A 16,951-nucleotide genomic window follows, 5' to 3' on the forward strand; every position below is an offset into this window, starting at 1 on the left:
CTTTCTTTTCAAAAATCACAGCTGGTTCTTGACATGCAGTATGCGGTAGAACGCCGTATAGTTGGCAAGAATGGCGATAACAGCCTGCGTAACCACAACGAACCACAGCGCGTCAAAGCCTACAAGCGAACCGCAGAAACCACAGAGAATCATGCCAAGGATAGTCACCACCACACGTTCAGGCCTCTGCATAAGTCCCACCTTGCACTCAAGATCAAGCCCTTCGGCACGCGCACGGACATAGCTGACCATGATGCTGCCTATCAGGGAGCAGAATGTCACCACCGCAGCCCATGGATGCCCTGTCTGCATGAAGTAGAATGCCAGTCCGGAAAGCGTCAGCAGTTCACAGTAGCGGTCAAGGACAGAGTCGTAGAACGCACCGAACACTGTGCACATGTCTGCAGTGCGTGCCATGTAACCGTCCACCATGTCCATTATCGAGGACACGATAATCACTACTCCGGCCCACCCAACCAATGAGTAGTCGCCTTTCTCCGCATAGAGTGCGGCATAGACAAGCATCGCCGCTCCGGCAGCATTGCCAAGCATGCCGAGCGTTGTCACAACGTTTGGCGTTATACCTATCTTCACTGCCGCCCTCACTCCGGGGTCTATGACTTTATATATAAGGTGCTGAATGCCGTCCCTTATGCTGTCGTAAAGTTTCATTATTTCTTATAAACGTAATATTTCTGTGTCGTAAAATTCCATGCTACAGCCACCACCACGGCGACAATCGCTTTCACCGTCATCACAAGCCCGAGATTCTGGTCTGTCCAAAGTCCTGAGCATCGCACTAACTTGACGCCCCATTCCGTGCCTGCCGTGTTAAACATGACACTGCCAAGCCAAACTGCCACATATCGGCACAGCACGCCTCTCTTGGTCCTGCATGTACCCTTGAACGTCCAGCAGTAGTTTATGCTGCAGTTGACTGCACCGCCGGTGAATGCGCCTAATGCCGTGCTTGCCACGACATGATGCGTCAGGCTGAACACTCCTGCCGTCGCCACAAAGTCGCAGAAAGTGGATAGCAATGACGAAACCTGAGCCTTGCTGAACTCTTTCACACCGTTCCTGCCCATCATCACCATATTTCAACCACCATCCTGATGCCCCAAAGAGCCACCGCGCCATACACTCCGGCAAGTATATCATCAAGCATGACACCCCAGCCGCCGTGGAGGTTCTTATCCAACCAACGGCAGCCGAGTGGCTTCACTATGTCCATAATACGGAAAAGCAGGAACGCCCCAAGGACATACTGCCATTCCATTGTCGCAGGGACGGCAAGGAGAGTGACCCAAACACCTGCCATTTCGTCCACGACAACCCTCGAAGGGTCTGCGCCCCAATGTTTCTCGAGACGGTTTATCGGCGCAATGCTGACAAGCGTAGAGACAACAGCAAGCATTGCCGTGACATACAACACCTCTTGGTACGACGAGCATACCACAGGCATTCCAAGTCCGGCAAACGCCCCAGAATACAGGCACCATATCAGGGTTGCCACGGCAGCACCGGCTGTTCCCGGGCCCCATGGCCAGAATCCTGCACCAAATCCTGTGCCTATAACGACATCAATGATGTTCGGTCTGTTTTTCATATCTGGCATAAAACCATTTTCTACAACCTCACGGCGGCGACTGCCTGTTGCAAGCAACCGTAGCCGCCATTCATGTTTCAAGTGCAAAGATATAAAAAATATACTTATAAAAACAAAACTCGCACGAAAGATTGGGTTTCTTTAAGTTTTTTTGAGCATTGCCGCTCTAATAACGCGAAAACAGCCCTAAAAACGTGAAATGCACCTTGGAAGCGGAACACACGTCTCATCTTCCAAGGTGCACTGTCAAAAGCTGTCCATCCGGCTGCCATGCGTGCGGAATGCGCACTACCTCACCGCATTGCTGCAGAAGGAGGATTAAGCGAAACCGGTCATGGCTTTATCACGCATTTCGGCATGCCTGCGGAATATGGCGCAATCTCATACTGCTGGTACAACACTGCCACACCGTCTTTCACGAGATATGGAGGATACGCCGGCAGAGGGAAATCATCATTGTAGTCAGCATCGTCTATGCCAATAAGCATTTCACGAAGTTTGCTGTCGGAATTCGGTTCTGTTATCTTAAAATACTCCTTCAGTCCTGCCTTTATCTTGCCGGCGAGCTCCTTTTTGTCCATATCCGGGAGAAGGTCCCACCCGCAACGGCTGCCGTCTTTCTTGGAGAATGTTATGGCATTGCTTACTGTCGAGCCATGAGCACCTCCCATATATTTGTAAGTCTGGCATGAAAGTGTGACAAAATTGCTGTCTTCATACTCCACATTTGTACGTATGTCTGTCGCATACTCCAAAGGGAACTTGTCGTCAGCACCGCGGTGAGCTACGATTTCCGCAAGTTCAGCCTTGTCAACAGTGATTTGCTTGCGCCCCATCTTTTCCAAAAGCGCTTTCATGTTGACAGAAACATTGAACATGGAATCGCCATATTGCTCGCAAATCCATCGTACCATACTATCCTTCAAGGCTTTGCTGCCGGAGACAGGGAACACACACTTGTAATCCACACGTGTGATGCCGTTAGGGCTGACAGTGGCTGAATCATGCCATTCCACACTGTCAAACTTAAGATACACTTCTTCTTGCACGGCGGAAGCCTTGTCGTTTTTGCAGGAAATGCCTGCAAACATCATGAGAAGCATTAATGCAACGAAAAATAACCGATGTCTTTTCATAATAATAGCTTTGTCAAAAGTTAAACATGTGTTGATTAAAATACACGACGAGAAATGGTGCCACCCACACTCATCATCGCGAAAACATATCGCCATGTGGCTTGCGCATGCAAAAGTAAGACAAAATTCCAACACCTGCAAGACACCGCCACTGAAAACAAGCAATCTTAACCTTTTTTGCAGTTGGTTAGGAATAAATTTCCCGGCAACGGCAGCCGGGAAAACAAAAGGACATTCCTAAAGCGTGAAACACATTGCCGGCTGTCGCGAAAAAACGCATGGGTTTTCCAATGCTCTATTTATCATAATCAGAAGAAAACGGCTTCCCGTGACAAAAAAGATGCTGTCCACGGCGCAAAAGGTGGCTTGCCGGAGTGCCAAAGGTAGCCTTTTACATGACAAAACGCTATCTTTCACACTGCCATTCGTTACGAACAGCGCACCGAAAGGTAACGAATGGCAGTGTTTTTTAGCATGTTTCCACCGCAAGTAAAACCTACCGCATTGATTATCAATACAATAACAAAGCACAGAATTCTTGCGTTTTTTCCACATCCACTGCTTTTTTCTTCATACAAGCGATTCTCAGAGGGGAAAAAAGGCGTGAGTTTTCTAATTTTCCCCATTGAGAGGCTCACGCAAGAATCCGCACCAATACGCAAGAATCCGCATGAGAAAAAACTCTTCCACACATATAAGCCTCATGCGGATTCTTGCAGACAAATGCGGATAAATTTCAACTGCAAAACAATGGCTAAAAGCACCGAAAAGCATTACATCTTCACTTTTTTGATGTTTTTGGCATCATTTCCAACAAAATAGTTCCGATTTATCAGTATTTTTTAGTAATTTTGCAAAACAACAAAGGTAAAAAGGTATTTCAACAAACAAAATATCACATTTTATGGATTTGAAGATTGCAGTCCTGGCCGGTGACGGTATCGGTCCGGAAATCATGGAACAAGGAGTGGCAGTGCTCTCTGCCGTTGCCGAGAAATTCGGTCACAACGTGTCTTACAAGGAAGCCCTTTGCGGTGCTCATGCCATCGACGAGGTGGGCGACCCGTTCCCTGAAGAGACTTACAAAACGTGTGAAGAGGCGGATGCTGTCCTCTTCGCGTCCGTCGGCGACCCTAAGTTTGATAATGACCCGACAGCCAAAGTGCGCCCGGAACAGGGGCTTCTCGCCATGAGAAAGAAGCTCGGCTTGTTTGCAAACATACGCCCTGTGACTACTTTCGACTGCCTTGTCCACAAATCTCCGCTGAAGGACAGCATCGTGAAAGGAGCGGACTTCATCTGCATCCGTGAGCTTACCGGCGGCATGTACTTCGGAAAGAAGCAGGAACCTGCCGTAAACGCTGACGGCATCGAGGACGCTCTTGACACAAACTACTACTCACGCCCTGAGGTGGAGCGCATCCTGAAAGTCGGCTACCAGTACGCACGCCAGCGCCGCAAGCACCTCACCGTCGTCGACAAGGCCAATGTGCTTGCATCATCACGCCTGTGGAGAAAGATTGCGCAGGAGCTTGCACCACAGTACCCTGACGTGGAGACGGACTTCATGTACGTGGACAATGCTGCCATGCGCATGATTCAGGACCCGAGATTCTTCGATGTCATGGTGACAGAGAACACTTTCGGCGACATCCTTACCGACGAAGGCTCATGCATAACAGGCTCAATGGGACTTCTCCCGTCAGCCTCAACAGGCTCATCCACACCTGTCTTCGAGCCTATCCACGGCTCTTGGCCGCAGGGAAAGGGACTGAACATCGCAAATCCTCTTGCACAGATTCTGTCCGTTGCCATGCTCTTTGAGCATTTCGGACTGAAGGAGGAGGGCGCACTCGTGCGCAAGGCTGTCGATGCTTCCCTTGACCAAAATGTGCGCACACCGGAGATTCAGGTCGAAGGTGGTGCGGAATATGGCACGAAAGAGGTCGGTGCATGGATTGTAAACTATATTAAGGAATACCAACAGAACTGATTTCCTTTCGGTTTTCAGACTATTCCGGCATGGAAAAAGTGGCAGTCGGCTGCCCTTTCCGTGCAGAAAACAATGGCTTACGGCAAAAGAATGTGACTCTTGCCGTAAGCCATAGCACATAAAAACGCCGTTGGGAACAACTTCAAACGTGAGGAAAGCCCTCGCATTATACTCATTTCAAAAATAATTCTCTTTAGGAAACATGCCTTTAATTCTACCGGAGGAACTGCCTGCCATTGACGTATTGAAGCAGGAAAACATATTCACAATGGGCTACAAGAGAGCGGACTCGCAGCAGATTCGCCCTCTGAAACTCGCTGTGCTCAACCTTATGCCCATAAAAATCACGACGGAGACGGACTTCATACGCATACTCTCAAACTCTGCATTGCAGATTCAGGTGGACTTCATGAAGATAAAGTCGCACACTTCCAAGAACACTCCCATCGAGCACATGCTTGCCTTCTACCGCAATTTCGAGGACATGAGGAAGGAGAAGTATGACGGGCTTATCGTCACCGGAGCACCTTTGGAGTTCATGGACTATGAGGATGTGACCTATTGGAAGGAGCTTCAGGAGGTGTTTGACTGGGCTCACCACAACGTTACGAGCACAATCTATGTCTGCTGGGCGGCTTTTGCCGGACTGTACCATTTCTATGGTGTGCCGAAACATAACACGGAGAAGAAGATATTCGGTGTGTTTGAGCATGAGATGCATGCTCCGGAACTGCCTATTTTCCGAGGGTTCGATGATGTTTTCTTCGCTCCCCACAGCCGCCATTGCGGTCTTCGGAGGGAGGACATTGAGAAAGTGCCGGGGCTGGACATTATCGCTGAGAGCGAGGAAGCGGGTGTGACGATTGTCCATGCAAGGAACGGAAGGGAGTTCTTCATCACCTGCCATTTCGAGTATTCTCCGCTGACACTTGACGGAGAGTATAAGCGCGACATCGCAAAAGGCATGGCGATGGACATCCCGAAGAACTATTACCCGGATAATGACCCGTCAAAGGCACCGATAGTGCGCTGGCGCGCCGCCGCAAACCTTCTTTACACGAACTGGATGAACTACTATGTATATCAGGAGACTCCGTTCAACATCAACGAAATAACAGAATAACAAACGACAAGAAATGCGTGAAATAGAACTTCTTGCACCTGCAAAGAACCTTGAATGCGGCATCGCGGCGATAGACCACGGTGCCGATGCGGTGTATATCGGGGCACGGAACTTCGGCGCAAGGCATGCGGCAGGGAACTCTGTTGATGACATTCGCACCTTGTGCCTTTATGCCCATAAGTTCGGAGTGAAAGTGTATGCCACCGTAAACACCATAGTCTATGACCATGAGCTTGACAGTGCCGTCACTCTTGTGGCAGAGCTGGCGGAAGCCGGCGTGGATGCCGTGCTTGTGCAGGATATGGGACTGCTTGCCGAAGCAAGGCGGAGGGGGATAAGAATGGAGTGGCACGCATCGACACAGACCGACAACCGCACGGCTGAAAAGGTGGAATGGCTCAGGAAATTAGGGTTCTCACGTGTCGTTTTGGCAAGGGAACTGACGGCGAAGGAAATCGAAGGGATTCATCGGCAAGTGCCGGATGTTGAGCTGGAGGTGTTCGCCCATGGTGCGCTATGTGTCAGTTTTTCAGGTCAATGCTATGCTTCGCAATACTGTTTCAACCGCTCTGCCAACCGTGGCGAATGCGCACAGATGTGCCGCATGAGATACTCTGTCATGGATGCTGACGGCAATGAGGTGGCTCCGCCTGCTTACTATCTTTCGTTGAAAGACCAGTGCCAGATTGATAATTTGGAGAAAATCATCGAAGCCGGTGCATGCTCACTGAAGATAGAGGGCAGACTGAAGGACATTTCGTATGTGAAGAATGTAGTGGCGGCATACAGCCAACGGCTTGACAGTATCATAAAAAAGAGTAAGGGGACGCTCTGGCGCGCTTCATGGGGCAGGACGGAGTTGGCTTTCGCTCCTAACTTGGACAAGACATTCTGCCGAGGGTACACTGATTATTTCCTCAACGGCAGGCACGCGGACATAGCATCGTTGCGCACACCGAAGGCTATCGGTGAGTATGTCGGCAAGGTCAAGGAAATAAGGAATGGCAGACAGCCGTCGTTCAATGTGGCAAGTCTGAGCTCTTTTGCCAATGGCGATGGGCTGTGCTACCTTGACAGCGAGGGCGTTATGAAGGGGTTCCGTGTCAACCGTGCCGAGGGCAACAGGCTTTTCCCTCAGTCCATGCCGCATGACCTGAAGCCGGGCACACCGCTATACAGAAGTCAGGATCAGGCTTTTGACAAGCTTTTGGCAGGAAAAACGGCAGAGCGGACTATCGCAACGGACATGAAGCTGTCACTTGACGGCAACACTCTGTGCCTTGACATAAAGGGCACGGACGCACCTGTACATGGCTTTGCGTCGGTGACTCTTGACGAACTGCAGCAGGCACAAAAGCCGCAGCTGGAGAACATCAACCGCCAACTGAAAAAACTTGGCAACACCATATACCGTTGCGAGAATGTTTCCGTCGCACCGGAACTGGAGAACATTTTCATCCCTTCAAGCCTTCTTGCCGGTTTGAGGAGGGAGGCTGTCAAAAACATCGTCATCCCTGAACACATAAAGAGGACATCCGAAAGGAATGAGGAAAGTCCTGCACCTTCCGATTCTTATCACAGAAGATTCGAATATCTGCATAATGTGGCAAACGAAAAAGCCCGGCAATTCTATGCCGGGCTGGGAACGGAGATACACGGTAAAGCCTTTGAACTTGGCAACGAAGGCGGAATACTCATGCAATGCCGCCATTGCATACGCTTCACATTGGGCTATTGCGTGAAGAACGGCGGGAAAACGCCCAAATGGAAAGAGCCTCTGTCGCTCCGTCTTGACGACGGCAGGAGCTTCACACTGGAGTTTGACTGCAAGAATTGCCAAATGAATGTGCTTGTGAAATAAACACCCGGAAAGCCTGTCCGGCAGCAACATCAATGAGAAAAGCAACAGAAACCATATTGACTCTTGTGCTTTGCGCACTGATTTCCATACTTTCCTCTTGTTACAACGACAAGAGCAAGGTGCATGATGCTTTTGCCTCTGACGCGACTGTCATTGAAACAGACTCTGCCGCATGGGCGCGACGACAGGATTCTCTGACATTTACAAGCCAGCACCACTACACAAACAACTATAATTTCATTGTCAGCGAGGACTCTCTCGTGCTCTTCACGCAACAGCCGGAAGAGATTGTGTCACGTGAGGAGTCTGCTTTTACGGAATGGACAGTCGTACAACAGCCTTCCGACTCGATAATAGTCTATCATGGTGAAAGGCTTGTCGTGGCAAACATCCGTATTCTTCCACAGGACACTGTTGACTCTGTATGGGTGCAGCTGGCACGCGACCAACAGACATTCGGGTGGATTCGCGAAACGAAACTGCTGCCGGCGGTTGTACCGGATGACCCTATTTCACAATTCATAAGCGTCTTTTCTGACACTCACCTTCTATGGATGCTTATCATTGTCGGCACAATGGCTGTTGTCTACACACTCCGCGTGGTCAACAGAAAGCGAGCAAAGATCGTGCATTTCAATGACATCCCGTCGTTCTACCCTACCGCCTTGGTGCTTATTGTTTCCTCGGCGGCGGCGATGTATGCATCCATCCAAATGTTTGAACCGGAGATGTGGCGGCACTTTTATTATCACCCCACCCTCAATCCTTTTGCCGTTCCGCCGCTCCTCGGCATGTTCCTTGCATTGGTATGGATGCTCCCGATAATCGGTGTCGCAACAGTCGATGATGTGCGCCGTCATCTCCCGTTTGAGGAAGCGGTGCTCTATCTCTGCGGACTTGCAGCGGTCTGCATGGTTGACTACATCGTATTCACTCTTTCCACATTATATTATATAGGGTATCCCATACTTGCTGCCTACTTTTTCTTTGCTATAAGGACATTCAACGGCCACAGGCGCCTCGTCTACTATTGTGGGAAGTGTGGCAAAGCCATACACCGTAAAGGCAAATGTCCTCACTGTGGAGCAATTAACATATAAACCACCGCTATAAAAACAACCTACTATGAAAAGACTATTGTTTACTCTTTCACTGCTCCTGACTATCACTGCCATTGCGAATGCTAAAGGAATAAAGTCCGTCACACTGCGTAACGGTGATATGGAGATGACTGTCATCGACTACGGAGCACGCATACAATCGCTGAAATTCTGTGGAACGGACGTTGTACTCGGGTTTGACACACTCGCCAACTATAAGACTATCAAGCAGAATTTCGGTGCTGTGGTAGGACGATACATAGGTCGTATTCTCGGAGGACACCTTGAAATCGACGGCAAAGAGTACAAATTGCAGACCGGCACAAACGGCGACTGTTCGCACGGAGGCACGCCAAGTTTCTCCCAAAGGCAGTGGAATATAGTAAAAAAGGACTGGAAATCCATAACATTGAGATACATTTCTCCTGACGGTGAAAACGGTTTTCCGGGCGAACTGACACTGGATGTAACCTACACCCTGCTCCGAGACGCATTGAAGATTGACTATCAGGCGACAACAACAGCACCGACAGTGCTCAATCCGTCAAACCACAGCTTCTTTAACCTCACCGGTGACCTCGGGAAAGACATTCTTGACGAATCTTTATGGATAGATTCGGACAGCATAGCACTGTACAATGCAGACAAAAGGGTCACGGGATGCATGGGAAGCGTCAGTGGAACACCGTTTGACTTCCGCACACCTACCGTCATAGGCAAACGTATAGACACAGAGGACATGCAGCTCAAAGTGACAGGAGGATACGACCATTGCTACCAACTGCGCAACAATGGCGACCTTTCAAAGCCTGTCGCAAAGCTCCATGACAAGAAAACAGGGATGTACATGGAGGTTTACACGACAGAGCCTGCCATGCAAATCTACACAGCCAACGGTCATCGAGGGAACATCATAGGAAAAGAGGGCAAGCCTTATGTGCGTCGCAACGCAATCAGCTTTGAGACAATGCATTTCCCGGACTCACCAAACAAGCCGCAATGGCCGTCAACAATGCTGCGTCCCGGAGAGACTTTCCGTAGCACAACAATATACAAGTTCGGGAAATGACCTCTGCCCAAGGCTGCTAAAGTTCATACAGTTTCACATAATCCTGCGCATGCAGATAGTCACGATGTGCGGAAAGCACGTGTCGCCATTCATGGGAAGAGAAATCAGGCATAGCTTCCAGAGTGTATGGATGCATGCTCTCAAGGCGCGAAATAAGCAGACCGACAGTAAGATTCTCCACTGATTCGGCAGGGAGAAATGCCACATCAGTGCCATCGTTGCCATCCCCAATCTGCTGAAGCACACGTGCCTGCTGCAAATCATAAGTGAGTTCGGCAAGCACACGCATAGGCACCTTGACCTCTTGCTTTATCTCCGGCAAGGTATACGGACGCCTGCCTTCCTTGAACCGGCGGCAGATGATTGCCATAACCATAATGGAAAGCATTGTGTGGTGCTTATGAGACAACTCACCACGGTCATTACGCGTGCGGAAATCCTCAAGATTCTGGTTTGTGTATGCCAACTCCGCACCGACAAGTATTATCGTCCATGTGAGCTGCAGCCACAGCATGAACAGCGGAAGGGCGGCAAAAGAGCCGTAAATGGCGTTATAGCTTGTCACCCACAACTGGGAGTGGACATAGAAATACTGCAACAGTTCCATAGCCAAAGCCGCAATGAACGCCGGCAGGATAGCACAACGCCAACGCACATGGGTGTTCGGCATAAAGATGTAGAGAATGGAAATGATGCAGGAAAGCAGCAAAAGCGGCAGGAGGTCCATGCCGAATTTCATAAGGCTTCCTATGACAAACATCTTATCGACTATCTCGGAGAGAGAGCCTATCCACAGCGTCACGCCCGACATGACTATTATCATTATCGGCAGGATGAAGAACATCGCAAGATAGTCTGTGACCGTGCGCGCCAAAGAGCGCTGCGACTTCACGCCCCAAATGTCGTTGAAAACAATCTCTATATTCATCGTCAGCATGATGAGAGTATAGAGCATGAACACCAGACCGATACCGAAAACGACACCGCTCTTCGTGTTCACAAGATAAGAATTGACAAAGCCGACTATCACTTCCGCCACTTGTGGCTGGCTGTCCAGTGTGGAGATGAACCACGACTCAATATACTTATTGTAGCCGAAACCTCTTGCAACGGCAAAAATCACAGCGACAACAGGCACCACGGCAAGCAATGTGGAGTATGTCAGCAGTGATGCGGAATTCATGACACGCTTGGTGGTAAAGTCTTCCCAAAGGGCTTTGGATATTCGCAGTATGCTTTCCTTGTTTATCATAGGTGTAGTTTAAGGTATGGATATGTGCATGCAAGGCACATAAAGCACACAAAGAAAAAAAAGAACAGAGTTCCTGTAAGCCGGGTTCTGTACCTGCCGGCAGCAACCGAAGTCACGCCGGCAAGTGCTTGTCATTTATCTATCATGCCGGTCACCCGACACGTCTTCCATTGCGGTATAGCGTTTTACCCTCTGCCTCGGACGAGCAACCCTCAGACGGCAGTTTACATAAACTTGCAGCTCCCAAGACGCACGGCCACGGTGTCACCATCGTGCCGGTGAGCTCTTACCTCACCTTCTCACCCTTACCGGCAAGCCGGCGGTTGTTTTCTTCTGCGTTACTCAGCCATCACTGACTGCTTGTACTTTCGCAAGTGGGACGCTCTGCGCTGCCCGGACTTTCCTCTCGCGGCTGTTGCCGCCAGCGACAAGCCGGAACTCTGTTCTTGTCTGTATCTCTTCGGGAAACCTTCTGTGTCATGTTTCCCGTCGGACGGCTTACTTTTTAGCCTCTGTCATATCACCTTCGATGTACAGGCGCACAACTTCCGGCACACCATTGGTACGGACGGTGACTGTCTTCTTGAAATGGCCGGGAAATCTTCCGGCGCCATTGTACGCAACCTTCAGCTCGCCTTTCTCACCCGGCATGACCGGAGTTTTTGTGTAAGTCGGAGCCGTACAGCCGCAACTTGCCACCGCTTGGTTGACCACCAATGGCTTGTCACCGACATTCGTAAAGATAAAAACGCAGCTCTGCTTGCTGTCAGTCTCCGAGAACTGGCCGAAGTTGTGCACAGTCTTGTCAAACTTTATCTTTGCCTGCGCTGACGCTGTCGCAACGAACGCAAGCATCATCAGCATTGTAAAAAGAATCTTTTTCATAACTTTTATCCTAAATATTTCATCAATATCTTTGCATTACCACTCTCACGGAGCTTGGCAATAGACTTCTCACGAATCTGGCGGACACGCTCACGAGTGAGACCAAGCTGGTCACCGATCTCCTCAAGTCCCTTCTCATGGCAGCCGATACCATAGCACTCGCGGATGATAGTTATCTCGCGGTCCTTCAAAACCTTTGAAAGCACATTGTTAAGCTCCATTGCCATGGACTCATGGTCGACATTGCGGTCGGTACGAGAATCATCGCCTGACGCCATGACATCAAGCATACAGTTGTCCTCACCGTCCTGGAAAGGAGCGTCGATGCTGACATGATGACCGTCAGCCATAAGGCTCTGACCAATCTTCTCCTCATCGATGTTCGTTGCAGCTGCAAGCTCGGAGACAGACGGATGACGCTGGTTCTCCTGCTCGAACTTGTTGATTTCGTGGTTTATCTTGTTCAGCGAACCCACCTGATTCAATGGCAGACGGACGATACGGCTCTGCTCTGCGATAGCCTGCAGGATAGACTGGCGAATCCACCACACTGCATAAGAGATGAACTTGAATCCACGTGTCTCGTCAAACTTCTGCGCTGCCTTTATCAGACCTATGTTGCCTTCATCGATAAGGTCTGTAAGAGTAAGTCCCTGATGCTGGTACTGTTTTGCAACAGAAACCACGAAGCGGAGGTTCGCTGTCACCAGCTTCTCCTTTGCGCGCTCACCTGCCGGACCGCCCTTCCTGATTTTCTGTGCCAGTTCAATTTCCTCGTCGATAGAGATAAGTGGGGCTCTGCCAATTTCCACAAGATACTTGTCAAGTGCCTCACTGGAACGATTGGTAATACTTTTCTGAATCTTTAATTGTCTCATCCTGTAATTTTTACATTATTAAACACGCGTATGCGGACATATTCGCACTAAAACCTTGCAAAATTATACAAAATAACTCACATTTCCACCTTTTATTGCTCCATATTTAGAATTATTAACTAAACAACAGCTATTTCTTATCTATCATCACCCACTCTTCTGAGTACGGCAGGATAAAGTCTCATTGGCATTTCTTCCCCACCGTCACATGTTTTTTAGTACCTTCACCCCAAGCCTGAATGGCTCACGCAAGCAACCATCGACTCATTCTGCCATATAAGGCATACAACAAACATCATGCCATAAATAGCAACGACGGTAACGATGCTGCTCGTACCTACGCAAACAAAGCACCTCCAAGCGTCGGCTTTTTTTTGTAAACCAGAACCCAATGTTTCAATCTGCGCGAATCTGCGAAATCAGCGTGAAAAAGTCTCATACGAATAAAAGGGCACGCAGATACCGCAGATTCACGCAGATTATATAGAGTGCATATAGCCTGCACTCGAAATGCCTGATGCCCCAAACGACAAAGCCAGGGACTTGGAAAGCAAGCTAAAAAAAACGCCATGTGCTTCAGGCCGGATTTTGGTGCATATTCCTTTATGGATTAGCATTTCATTATTGGAACGACAAAGAAGCAAGCGCACTCACCATATCAAGCGACACTCGCCTTATTCTAAATGCGAGAAACTTGGCGTGTCCACGCTGAGCAGGCGCCAACAATAACATTTTATATTAATATTTCGTAATTTTATTACAATATCCACAATCATAACCTTGCAATATGGAATTTTATTCATATCTTTGCAATATCAATAAGACAATAGCAGAGATTATGATAGCAGAGTTCTATATAGAGAATTTCTTCTCCATCAAGTCGGCTCAGAAAATCAGTTTTGAGCCTTCAACGGACACTTTTATGTTTAATGAATATTCGTATGAAGTAAAAGATGGTGTAAGATTGCTGAAAGTGGGAATCATTTATGGCGCTAATGCCTCTGGAAAAACAAACATATTGGATGCTGTTGAGTTTTTCAGGATGCTTGTGCTACGGATGCCCAAAGACCGAAACGAGACAACGAGGGTTGTCCCTTTCATGCTGGACGACACATCAAGAAATGAAAAGACGAAAATGTCTATGGTGTTCTATATCGATCAGTCAAAGTATATTCTTAGTTTTGAATTGGACGCAAAATGCATTTATTCCGAAACCCTGATTGTCTATGACTCCAAGCGTCCCACCAAACTGTACAACCGCAGTTATGACGCTGCGACAGACTCCTCAATCATAGAATTTGGAGCAAACCTGAAAATGACAAAGAGGAGTCAGGATGTGATTTCAGGCAACACCATCAACAACTGCAGCGTGCTTGCCGCCTTTGGAAAAAGCAATGTGGAGCGGACAAGACTGAATGATGTGTACGACTATTTTGCCAAGCAAATAAAGGATGTGTTAGCTCCCGGCATGTTGCTGTCCGGATATGTAAAGGCTCAATTGGACAAAGACGAAACAGGAGATTTGAAGAAATTTGTCTTAGACTTTCTGAAAGCCTCCGATTTCAACATAGAAGATGTTGCCTTACAAAAGGAGGAAGAACTGATTACCCCGGAGTTGGAACAACTGATTCAGAGTGCCCCTATTGGCGAAGAGGCAAAAGCCGAAATGCTTAAAAAAGGCATAATCACAAACACCGAATTGGCATTCAAGCACAAGGCTGGCGATAATCTATATGAGTTGTCAGAAGAATACGAATCCAACGGCACTATTCGGTTTATGGGATTAGCTGTGATTCTGAATTTCCTGTTAAAGTCCAACCGTTTTGTACCTATTGATGAGGTAGAGACAAGTATACATTATGAGCTGCTGGCTTATTTCCTGAAAGTGTTCCTGGCAAACAGTGAAGGAACATCCCAAATGTTGCTGACAACCCACGACATAAATCTTCTTAATGAGGATTTTGTCCGTCGTGACACGATATGGTTCACTGACAAGGACGAGCTTGGCGAAACCCAAGTAGTACGACTTTCCAACTTGGGACTGCATAAGAACCTATCTCCATACAACGCTTACAAGCAAGGCAAGTTAGTGAAGCTGCCGTTCCTTGGTAGTCAGTATATCAACTTAAACGACTAATGATATGGGGCGGACGGTAACAAACAAAGCACTTAATGTGCATATGGAAAATAACCAAGGACTTTCAAATAGCATCGTCATTTATCAGACCAATGATGGCGAAACATGCATAGACGTCAAATTTCAAGATGAGACTGTATGGCCTTCACAGGCCCAGATGGCAGAACTGTTTCAAAAAGATAGGACTGTAATAGGACGTCATATATCCAACATATTCAAGGAGGGCGAACTTGAAGAATCCTTGGTATGTGCAAAATTTGCACACGCCAAGGAATACAATGTTGTCCACATCTTGGCTGATATTCTGTTATGTGGTACAATATATTTCCTTCAACTGATTTTGTATCTGTCACAAATCCTCATCTGCAAAACGTACAGCCACACGAGTTATAGTTATCGTCATGATATAATATTATTTTGTATCCTTCGCTCATAATTAGTGATTATCTTTTTTCTTTGAATTTGAACGATAAAGACTGTCGGTAATTACACCCCTAAATATATCCTCATTAAGAAACTCTAAAACACGGTTCAAATCCGCAACATTATTTGTTGGTAAAACCAATTCTTTATTTTCATTTATTTGTGCATTAACTCCGCATTTGGTTAATAGGCTTGTTTTCGTTCGAGATGCTTTTCTCATAAAAGTTGAAATATTATCCGTATTCGATAACAACTTTATAAGCCGACGCGTCTTTATGTTTGCAATATGCTTTATACTTTCAGTATTTACACTAATTCCATCTATTTCTCCAAAAGATTCAATTTCAGCATTTGTTGCTTCGGTAACAAAATTTATTAGTGAAAATATTTGATTTGCGACTGTATAACTTTGGAAATACAGTTTTCCCTCTTCGTATAACGCATGAATCTTATCTTCAACAATAAAAGCAGAATTATTCATTTTTGCAAATACATTTCCATATTCAAACTGCAAGACCATTTTGCGTTGTAATATATTTTTCTTATTAAAGATCTGAAAATAGAACTTTCCGTTATCGTAATAAAAGATACTTTTAGGCATATCTACATTTATATTGTATTCGGACATATCAGCCTGATTATATGGTATACGAGCAAAATCTTCAGGTAAGTCATAATGCACGTACGTTATATTTTCCCCATTCCGACTAACGATATTTCCATCGAAAATATCTTCTTCTATACCTTCCGGTTTGAATACAGTCCCACCATTTACAAATAGGTTTTTAATCTCCGTTACTATCTCTTCTTTTAGAGAGATATGTTTTACTGTATTATCAGACATCAATGCATAAAATTGGCTCATATTATTTTTCATTAATGATTAAACCCATATAATCTGTCACTTCAACAAACTTTTTAATCTCATTCTTATTTCGGATACATTTCCCAGAAATTAGAATATAGGTGTTTTCTTCTGTATGTACTTCATAATAGCGATATCCCCATATTGAACAAAGTAAATTATAGTTGTTGTTATTATAACTTGCAATCGCAATAAAGCAGCATTGAAGTATTATGCAAACAAATAATACCATAAAATCAAGTTTGTCGGCAAATATTGTCAACCAAGGGATTATAGATGAAATTACCTGCTCCGCATTGTTCAGGGATAAATTTGAATAAGATTTCACTTGAATAGTTTTTCCTTCCTTGTATTTGCTAGATTTTTTACAAAGAAAAATTTTGATACCGATAAGACATATTAACGTAAATCCAAAACTGATATTAATGCCCCACCATTCAAAACTAGTAGGGAATATCATATTTTCTAGCTTTTTATCCAAATTTCCTAGCACCTCATCCCAAAAATGAAAATAATTTGTGCTGTCCTTAATGACACCTATTAATCCTAGCGACAAGAATGTTGGTGCTGTTACCGTGGCGGTGAACAAAAATTTAGAAATAAAACTTACCATCAGAACA

15 protein-coding genes and 1 other RNA gene are annotated in these 16,951 nt (G+C 46.7%); 6 read left to right on the forward strand and 10 right to left on the reverse strand.

The window, feature by feature from the left end; translation table 11 throughout:
- Positions 1-15 precede the first annotated feature (15 nt).
- The 4 genes from HPS57_RS12965 to HPS57_RS12980 all read right to left on the reverse strand — a co-directional run bounded on the left by HPS57_RS12965 (position 16) and on the right by HPS57_RS12980 (position 2,745).
- On the reverse strand, positions 16-672 hold the full coding sequence (locus HPS57_RS12965; protein WP_172183790.1) for a CDP-alcohol phosphatidyltransferase family protein: 657 nt from the start codon (positions 670-672) through the stop codon (positions 16-18).
- Positions 672-1,097: a GtrA family protein gene (locus tag HPS57_RS12970; protein WP_172183792.1), complete on the reverse strand. Its 426-nt coding sequence runs from the start codon at positions 1,095-1,097 to the stop codon at positions 672-674. The genes HPS57_RS12965 and HPS57_RS12970 overlap by 1 nt, the downstream gene beginning before the upstream one ends.
- Positions 1,091-1,609 carry a phosphatidylglycerophosphatase A family protein gene (locus tag HPS57_RS12975; RefSeq protein WP_172183872.1) on the reverse strand — a complete coding sequence of 173 codons (519 nt, stop codon included), beginning with the start codon at positions 1,607-1,609 and terminating at the stop codon, positions 1,091-1,093. The genes HPS57_RS12970 and HPS57_RS12975 overlap by 7 nt, the downstream gene beginning before the upstream one ends.
- 332 nt (positions 1,610-1,941) lie before the next feature.
- Complete coding sequence (locus tag HPS57_RS12980) at positions 1,942-2,745, reverse strand: DUF3298 and DUF4163 domain-containing protein (RefSeq protein ID WP_172183794.1); 804 nt, start codon at positions 2,743-2,745, stop codon at positions 1,942-1,944.
- Positions 2,746-3,649: 904 nt separating this feature from the next.
- Between HPS57_RS12980 and leuB the strand changes: the two genes are divergently transcribed.
- From leuB to HPS57_RS13005, 5 genes are all read left to right on the forward strand, one after another.
- Complete coding sequence (gene leuB, locus HPS57_RS12985; protein ID WP_172183796.1) at positions 3,650-4,738, forward strand: 3-isopropylmalate dehydrogenase; 1,089 nt, start codon at positions 3,650-3,652, stop codon at positions 4,736-4,738.
- A gap of 202 nt (positions 4,739-4,940) precedes the next feature.
- Positions 4,941-5,861, forward strand: coding sequence for a homoserine O-succinyltransferase (locus tag HPS57_RS12990; RefSeq protein WP_172183798.1), 921 nt, complete (start codon positions 4,941-4,943; stop codon positions 5,859-5,861).
- 13 nt (positions 5,862-5,874) lie between these two features.
- Complete coding sequence (locus tag HPS57_RS12995; RefSeq protein ID WP_172183800.1) at positions 5,875-7,722, forward strand: peptidase U32 family protein; 1,848 nt, start codon at positions 5,875-5,877, stop codon at positions 7,720-7,722.
- A 32-nt stretch (positions 7,723-7,754) separates the two neighbouring features.
- Positions 7,755-8,822 carry a zinc ribbon domain-containing protein gene (locus HPS57_RS13000; RefSeq protein WP_172183802.1) on the forward strand — a complete coding sequence of 356 codons (1,068 nt, stop codon included), beginning with the start codon at positions 7,755-7,757 and terminating at the stop codon, positions 8,820-8,822.
- A gap of 25 nt (positions 8,823-8,847) precedes the next feature.
- Positions 8,848-9,891, forward strand: a complete 1,044-nt coding sequence (locus HPS57_RS13005) for an aldose epimerase family protein (protein WP_172183804.1) — start codon at positions 8,848-8,850, stop codon at positions 9,889-9,891.
- A gap of 16 nt (positions 9,892-9,907) precedes the next feature.
- Here the strand turns inward: HPS57_RS13005 and HPS57_RS13010 are convergent, their stop codons facing one another.
- The 4 genes from HPS57_RS13010 to HPS57_RS13025 all read right to left on the reverse strand — a co-directional run bounded on the left by HPS57_RS13010 (position 9,908) and on the right by HPS57_RS13025 (position 12,906).
- Positions 9,908-11,143 (reverse strand): YihY/virulence factor BrkB family protein, encoded by a 1,236-nt coding sequence (locus HPS57_RS13010; protein WP_172183806.1) that lies wholly within the window; start codon positions 11,141-11,143, stop codon positions 9,908-9,910.
- A 60-nt stretch (positions 11,144-11,203) separates the two neighbouring features.
- An RNA gene (gene rnpB / locus HPS57_RS13015) (RNase P RNA component class A) lies at positions 11,204-11,587 on the reverse strand.
- Positions 11,588-11,641: 54 nt separating this feature from the next.
- Entirely contained in the window at positions 11,642-12,028 is a 387-nt protein-coding gene (locus tag HPS57_RS13020; RefSeq protein ID WP_172183808.1) for a DUF1573 domain-containing protein, read from the reverse strand.
- A 5-nt stretch (positions 12,029-12,033) separates the two neighbouring features.
- Complete coding sequence (locus tag HPS57_RS13025) at positions 12,034-12,906, reverse strand: sigma-70 family RNA polymerase sigma factor (protein WP_135940606.1); 873 nt, start codon at positions 12,904-12,906, stop codon at positions 12,034-12,036.
- 838 nt (positions 12,907-13,744) lie between these two features.
- Between HPS57_RS13025 and HPS57_RS13030 the strand changes: the two genes are divergently transcribed.
- Positions 13,745-15,043 carry an AAA family ATPase gene (locus HPS57_RS13030; RefSeq protein ID WP_172183874.1) on the forward strand — a complete coding sequence of 433 codons (1,299 nt, stop codon included), beginning with the start codon at positions 13,745-13,747 and terminating at the stop codon, positions 15,041-15,043.
- A gap of 436 nt (positions 15,044-15,479) precedes the next feature.
- Here the strand turns inward: HPS57_RS13030 and HPS57_RS13035 are convergent, their stop codons facing one another.
- Both HPS57_RS13035 and HPS57_RS13040 read right to left on the reverse strand, forming a co-directional pair.
- Entirely contained in the window at positions 15,480-16,331 is an 852-nt protein-coding gene (locus tag HPS57_RS13035) for a hypothetical protein (protein ID WP_172183810.1), read from the reverse strand.
- Position 16,332: 1 nt separating this feature from the next.
- Positions 16,333-16,944 (reverse strand): KwaA family protein, encoded by a 612-nt coding sequence (locus HPS57_RS13040; protein ID WP_172183813.1) that lies wholly within the window; start codon positions 16,942-16,944, stop codon positions 16,333-16,335.
- Between the last annotated feature and the right edge of the window lie 7 nt (positions 16,945-16,951).

The organism is Palleniella intestinalis, from assembly GCF_013166595.1.
GTDB lineage: Bacteria > Bacteroidota > Bacteroidia > Bacteroidales > Bacteroidaceae > Prevotella > Prevotella intestinalis.

Coding starts and splice junctions, on each gene's coding strand:
- HPS57_RS12965 (WP_172183790.1), bottom strand. CDS start 672: ATGAAACTTTACGACAGCATAAGGGACGGCATTCAGCACCTTATATAT.
- HPS57_RS12970 (WP_172183792.1), bottom strand. CDS start 1,097: ATGGTGATGATGGGCAGGAACGGTGTGAAAGAGTTCAGCAAGGCTCAG.
- HPS57_RS12975 (WP_172183872.1), bottom strand. CDS start 1,609: ATGAAAAACAGACCGAACATCATTGATGTCGTTATAGGCACAGGATTT.
- HPS57_RS12980 (WP_172183794.1), bottom strand. CDS start 2,745: ATGAAAAGACATCGGTTATTTTTCGTTGCATTAATGCTTCTCATGATG.
- leuB (WP_172183796.1), top strand. CDS start 3,650: ATGGATTTGAAGATTGCAGTCCTGGCCGGTGACGGTATCGGTCCGGAA.
- HPS57_RS12990 (WP_172183798.1), top strand. CDS start 4,941: ATGCCTTTAATTCTACCGGAGGAACTGCCTGCCATTGACGTATTGAAG.
- HPS57_RS12995 (WP_172183800.1), top strand. CDS start 5,875: ATGCGTGAAATAGAACTTCTTGCACCTGCAAAGAACCTTGAATGCGGC.
- HPS57_RS13000 (WP_172183802.1), top strand. CDS start 7,755: ATGAGAAAAGCAACAGAAACCATATTGACTCTTGTGCTTTGCGCACTG.
- HPS57_RS13005 (WP_172183804.1), top strand. CDS start 8,848: ATGAAAAGACTATTGTTTACTCTTTCACTGCTCCTGACTATCACTGCC.
- HPS57_RS13010 (WP_172183806.1), bottom strand. CDS start 11,143: ATGATAAACAAGGAAAGCATACTGCGAATATCCAAAGCCCTTTGGGAA.
- HPS57_RS13020 (WP_172183808.1), bottom strand. CDS start 12,028: ATGAAAAAGATTCTTTTTACAATGCTGATGATGCTTGCGTTCGTTGCG.
- HPS57_RS13025 (WP_135940606.1), bottom strand. CDS start 12,906: ATGAGACAATTAAAGATTCAGAAAAGTATTACCAATCGTTCCAGTGAG.
- HPS57_RS13030 (WP_172183874.1), top strand. CDS start 13,745: ATGATAGCAGAGTTCTATATAGAGAATTTCTTCTCCATCAAGTCGGCT.
- HPS57_RS13035 (WP_172183810.1), bottom strand. CDS start 16,331: ATGAGCCAATTTTATGCATTGATGTCTGATAATACAGTAAAACATATC.
- HPS57_RS13040 (WP_172183813.1), bottom strand. CDS start 16,944: ATGGTAAGTTTTATTTCTAAATTTTTGTTCACCGCCACGGTAACAGCA.